This is a genomic window from Limnofasciculus baicalensis BBK-W-15 (assembly GCF_024178385.1).
Taxonomy (GTDB): Bacteria; Cyanobacteriota; Cyanobacteriia; order Cyanobacteriales; family Coleofasciculaceae; genus Limnofasciculus; species Limnofasciculus baicalensis.
Window position 1 is genome coordinate 1 of record NZ_JAMZMM010000386.1, and the last position, 5,530, is coordinate 5,530.

7 protein-coding genes are annotated in these 5,530 nt (G+C 45.4%); 1 reads left to right on the forward strand and 6 read right to left on the reverse strand.

Going from position 1 to position 5,530, the window contains the following annotated elements:
• Positions 1-226 precede the first annotated feature (226 nt).
• A complete protein-coding gene (locus tag NJ959_RS24970; protein WP_254014461.1) occupies positions 227-925 on the forward strand; it encodes a 2,3-bisphosphoglycerate-dependent phosphoglycerate mutase in 699 nt (232 codons plus the stop codon).
• A gap of 75 nt (positions 926-1,000) precedes the next feature.
• Here NJ959_RS24970 and NJ959_RS24975 read toward each other — a convergent pair whose 3' ends face one another.
• The 6 genes from NJ959_RS24975 to NJ959_RS25000 all read right to left on the reverse strand — a co-directional run bounded on the left by NJ959_RS24975 (position 1,001) and on the right by NJ959_RS25000 (position 5,284).
• The gene (locus tag NJ959_RS24975; protein WP_254014462.1) at positions 1,001-1,795 is read right to left on the reverse strand and encodes an SDR family NAD(P)-dependent oxidoreductase; all 795 of its coding nucleotides are present in this window, start codon (positions 1,793-1,795) and stop codon (positions 1,001-1,003) included.
• Between the two features lie 112 nt (positions 1,796-1,907).
• Positions 1,908-2,333: a YggT family protein gene (locus NJ959_RS24980; protein ID WP_254014463.1), complete on the reverse strand. Its 426-nt coding sequence runs from the start codon at positions 2,331-2,333 to the stop codon at positions 1,908-1,910.
• Between the two features lie 35 nt (positions 2,334-2,368).
• Positions 2,369-2,677, reverse strand: coding sequence for a chaperone modulator CbpM (locus NJ959_RS24985; protein WP_254014464.1), 309 nt, complete (start codon positions 2,675-2,677; stop codon positions 2,369-2,371).
• A complete protein-coding gene (locus tag NJ959_RS24990) occupies positions 2,674-3,681 on the reverse strand; it encodes a DnaJ C-terminal domain-containing protein (RefSeq protein WP_254014465.1) in 1,008 nt (335 codons plus the stop codon). The genes NJ959_RS24985 and NJ959_RS24990 overlap by 4 nt, the downstream gene beginning before the upstream one ends.
• A gap of 186 nt (positions 3,682-3,867) precedes the next feature.
• Positions 3,868-4,161: a ZIP family metal transporter gene (locus NJ959_RS24995; protein ID WP_254014466.1), complete on the reverse strand. Its 294-nt coding sequence runs from the start codon at positions 4,159-4,161 to the stop codon at positions 3,868-3,870.
• A complete protein-coding gene (locus tag NJ959_RS25000) occupies positions 4,154-5,284 on the reverse strand; it encodes a ferrochelatase (RefSeq protein WP_254014467.1) in 1,131 nt (376 codons plus the stop codon). Before NJ959_RS25000 ends, NJ959_RS24995 begins: the two co-directional genes overlap by 8 nt.
• Positions 5,285-5,530: the final 246 nt, after the last annotated feature.

Below are 5,530 nucleotides of genomic sequence, written 5' to 3' on the forward strand. Positions count from 1 at the left end.
GGGGTGAAAAGGGGGGCAAAAACAAGTATCTTTGCCTTCATTGGGATGCTCCCTTCTACCCAGCCTCGACCGTTTGTTCTGACTAGCTCTTTGCTCGGTCAGATCGATTTACTGATAATCTAAGTTAACAACAGTCCAGATAGCTTTTCGAAGAACCGAGGTAAACTTAGAGCAGTTAAACATCGCGGCATCCAGGTTGTGAATTACGAATAACGGCAAGATAATAATGGCTCAACTCATTTTGATTCGTCACGGACAAAGCCTTTGGAATGCGCTCAACAAATTTACAGGATGGGTAGATGTGCCCCTGAGCGAACGTGGTCGCGCTGAGGCGACAATTGCATCTTGTCGCCTCAGCGGTTATCGGGTGAATGTCTGTTTTACCAGTAAATTAATCCGGGCGATTGAGACAGCGACGATTTGTCTAACCGAACGCGATGACATCTGCGGAGGCAAAATTCCAATTATTAAGCATAAAGAATCTGACCAGGATTGGCACGGCTGGAATAACTATGATGGGAACCCGGCTGAAGAACTGCCTATTTTCACAAATGCTGCCCTTGATGAGCGGTTTTATGGCGAATTACAGGGCTTAAACAAAGCTGACACCGCTGAAAAGTACGGGAGAGAAAAGGTGAATGAGTGGCGAAGATCTTATAGTGTCCGACCACCCGGTGGAGAAAGTTTAGAAGATACGCAAAAGCGGGTGGTTGCTTATTTCAATAGCCGCATTCTGCCCCATCTTCTACAAGGCGATAACGTCTTGATTGCCGCACATGGTAACTCTCTCCGTTCCATTATTATGAGACTAGATCGTTTAAGTCCAGATGAAGTAACCGCGCTAGAATTGTCAACGGGTGTGCCAATTGTGTATGAGCTTGATACCTCTGGAGAGGTGATAGACAAAAAGATTCTGAACGACTAACGATCGATTTACTTGAAAAACAGGACTTACGCAAAGCCTCCAACAGTAAATGTGCCAGTTGCGTAAGTCCTGTTATTAAATAATCGAGCGCACTAATCCACCCTCTACTCGCAGGGCGGCACCATTAATTGCAGAGGCTAAAGGACTAGCAATAAATGCAACTAATGCAGCAACTTCAGAGGTTGAAGCAAATCGCTGAATCAGTGAAGATGGACGAGTCTTAGTAAAAAATTCCTTCTCAACTTGTTCGGCTGAAATATTTTGATCCTTGGCAAGTCCCTCGATAAAAATTTCCACGCCTTCGGAACGGGTTGGTCCTGGCAATACTGTATTTACTGTGACACGACTGCCTGCGGTTGTTTCAGCTAAACCACGACTCAATGCTACTTGTGCAGTCTTGGTAACGCCATAGTGAATCATTTCGGCGGGAATATTCAAGGCAGATTCACTAGAGATAAAAATAATTCGTCCCCAATCTTTCTTTAGCATCAGCGGTAAGTAATGACGTGAGAGCCGTACACCGCTCATAACGTTTACTTCCAGAATATTCATCCACTCCTCATCGGAGATATCTTCAAATGCTTTGGAGCCATAAATTCCCAAGTTGTTGACCAAAATGTTAACTTCTGGCACTTGTTGAAACAACAATTCAACTCCTGCTGGCGTTCCCAAATCGGCGGCAATTCCCTGAAGTTTGGCATTGGGGACACTTTGCTGAATGCGATCGCGGGCATGGTTTACGCGCTCTTGGGTTCTGCCATTGACAATGACAGTTGCTCCTTCCTGGGCAAGTGTCGTGGCGATAGCTAGTCCAATTCCGGCGGTTGAACCGCTCACCAATGCCACCCGATCTGATAGTTGGAGATCCATAATTTCTTAAACCAAATAACGTATAAGCGATCTAGGCTTTTAACTTGCTCAAATAATCAAGCAACTTCCGACTCAATTAGTGGGTATCTACTCCAATTTTACCACCATTTTACTACTTCTCGAAGGCTTGATGATAAAAGATGAATCTGACCAGCGAAACCACAAGATAACTCAGGAGAGAATAGGCTACGATCGCGATCGCAATATTGAAATCAAATATGTTTGCCCCACTCCCTGAAGTAGGACTAATGAATAAGGTAGAAAATGGAGCCATAAAAGGTTCAGATAGATGATTAATCAACTGAGCAAATTCATTTTGGGAATTAGCACCAAACAAACGCAGCACAAACCTCATTCCCAGTAGTATTTCCAGCATTCCTGACAGCCAGAAGATGCTATTAACTATCCAAACAAAGGTAGTACTTCGTTTAGCCGTGCCCAGGCGTTTCTCCTCTTGATGTAGTCGGAAAGCCTCTTCATCATGTTGCAGTTCTTGTTGTCGCTCAAAATTAGTTTCATTATTCTGATTGTTTTTCATTGTTATCCCATTCAATTTTTTGATTTTGGAACTAGTTAAGCTGCTACGCATTTAAACTGATACACTTTTAGCTGTACACGCAATTGGGCAATTTCCTGAGCCATATCTAGTACCATTGCGGCTCCGACTAAGTTTAGTCCCAAGTCTTGACGCAATCGTTTAATCTGAACAATTCGAGCAATCTCGCGGGGATGCAGCATTGAGCCGATCGGCTCGATTACCCCTAACTCAGCATAAATCTTCACAAGCGTAATCGAAGTCTCAGTCACCAATGCGGCATATTCAAAGGTGTAGAGTTGCTCACCTTCGGATGAAACCACAGTTTTTGAAAGGCTGAAGCTCATAATTTAATCTCCTCTAACTGGACACGCGGGTTAAAGCTGGTATGTGCCTGGATTTTTTCGTAGCATTCTTGCTCGATCGGACTGAGGTCTTTTGGCGTGACTATCTGAAGTTTGGCGAACAAGTCACCCCGTCCCCCTTTTTGCAATGTCCAGCCTTTGCCGCGCAGTCTTAGGGATTGCCCCGAGCGTACTCCTTTGGGAACTTTCATCGTCACACTGCCATCGGGAGTTGGCACGCTGATTTTCGCCCCTAAAACCGCTTCATCGGGGCGAATTGGCACATCACAAACGAGGTCATTGCCTTCAAATCGGAAGAAGGGATGCGCCAACATCTCGATTGTTAGATACAAATCGCCGCGCTGTTGAGAGAACGGACTAGGACTACCTTTCCCTTTGAGCCGAATTCGACTGCCTGGTTTTGCGCCTGGGGGAATGCGGACATCGATAGTTTCGTCATAGAGTTGCGGTTTAGTGCGGTCTTGGCGGTTTCCGTCGAGAGCAACTGCACCAAGAATCAGCCGTTTTTGGACACCGTGAAACGCTTCGGAAAATGTGAGTGCGATCGCGGCTTCGGTATCCGGTGCGGGCGCTTGAGAACGAAATCCGTCACCAAAATCAAAGCCACCCGTCGGAGCATGACCAGTAGAGGTTCTACGTCCCGATCGACCTAGCAGATCGTTGATAAATGAATCAAAGTTGTCGTACCGATCGAAGTCGTCCGCCGAAACGTTAGTTCCTCTGGGGGTTGGCGCTTCACTGTATCCGGGCTGCTTCCAGTGCTGACCAAACCGATCGTACTTTTGTCGCGTTTCTGGATCGGAGAGTACCTCATTTGCTTGATTGAGATCTTTGAATTTTGCTTCTGCGTCTTTATCTCCAGGATTGAGGTCAGGATGGCATTTACGGGCAAGCTTGCGGTAAGCCCGTTTAATTTCTTCAGGAGTTGCAGTTTTGCTTACTCCCAGGATGGCATAGTAGTCTTTAAAGTTTGTTGCAGTTGGCATCACTATGTCCTTTTGCTAAGAATGCCTTTTCTTTCATAAATTTTGTGGATAATTTTATTTGATTCTGGCAATTGCCTCCTGAAGAAGATCGATCCTAAAAAACATACCTGATTTAATCTGCGATCGGTCTAGTTTTGAGCAAGTCGATGGGAACTAGAGTGTTGTAAACCAGATACGGTTGCTCGACTATTCAAGATAAGTGGAGAACAACATTGAAAGTGCAAAACTTCCGATAAACGTCAAGGTAGACCAGTTTGTATCTTGAGTTTGATGGGCTTCAGGAATAATTTCTTCAGCGATCGCCACCATCAAAGCACCTGTTGTAAAAGCCAGCACAATGAGTTTGAGCAAATCAGCTTGTCCGCGCAATCCCCAATAACCTAGCGTCGCGCCCAGCCAAACAGGAATAATAAATGCGGCAAGTAACAAAAGTCGCTCTGTTCGCGGAATCTTCTGACTCTTAAACGCTGCATTAGTCACAAATCCTTCTGGAATATGAGCCACAACTCTCGCCGATGCCAGCACCACCCCTAGATGAGGCGAGATCGTCAGACTGGTGCCAATCATTAAGCCATCGCCAAATAAGTCGATCGCAATGCTCAGAAAAATCGCTAAACTTACAGTATTGAGGCTGCAAAGATGCGATCGCATCATCCACATCAAGAATGGTTTCATAATTCTCAGTTGCCCAGCCGAGTGGTTTAAATAGAATAGTTTGGGCACCCGATCCGATTAGGCTTTTCGCCGCTTGGTTCAAATCGGGCTGCGACCAATTGACGAACGGTGTGTCATGATTTATCCAACCGATCGATACGAGCGGATATTCATGCTGCAACTCCGCTTGCACGCGATCGTAAAGGATTTGTCCATCAATCACCCCAGTTAACAGTCCTTGCGCTTTTTCTGGACCACCGTGAACCGTTAATATAATGCCAATCTGAGACTCAAAAAAGCGACTTCCGTCTCGCTGATTCAGAGCCTCCTTAATCTGACGGACCAGCAGAGCAATATAGGCAGGTTCAGTCGCAAAGGATGGAATATATCGAATTGCCTTGAAGATCGAATGTTGAGGCTCATTCAGAGATGCGGTTGCTGCAATAACTTCATTGACTTGCTCTACAGCTATTTTGCTCGTGAATGCAGAATCGACCACCAGCAAAGGATAAATCAGCAAATTCTGAAAGCCTTTCTGAATGATATCTGCCATAACTTCTTGCACAAAGGGTTGGCAGAAATAAAAGCCTTTGAACACTTGTACCTGACTTCCCCAGCGGTCTTTTAACTTTTCTTCGATCCCAAGACGTTGTTTTTCAAAAATATCATTTTCAGGCGACATGAAACGATTGTGCTTGACTCCAAAATTGTACAAATCTTGAAGTGTGAGCAGCCAACCAGCAAGAGGATATAGCCACTCTGGAATTGACACAAACTGAGCTGCAATGTATTTAGTTGCAGCTTGGTTATAACTACTGAGATCCCGGTAAGATTCCACTTCGCCATACCCTGCAAGCAAAACTGCAACACGATTTGCTTGCAGCAGCGCAACGCTATCGTCGTTGTGTGGTGCGACGGGCTGCGTCGATTGAGATTGATGACTAATCATTTTATTCCTGCTTATAAGAAAATAGCATGAAAACCCCGTGACTTTAGTCCGGGGATGAAATGCAGTTGCAGACTTGGGTCTGCCATGATAGTATTAATCGGTCAGTATAAGACATAAAAACCTACCCCCGGACTGGAGGAAAGTTTACGCCCGATGAGCCAGTTGTAAGACTGGGATAGCAGACCGCCAAGAGGCAACAGGATTGCGCACGGGAACCTGATTCATCAGGATATTAGGGCTGCGAAG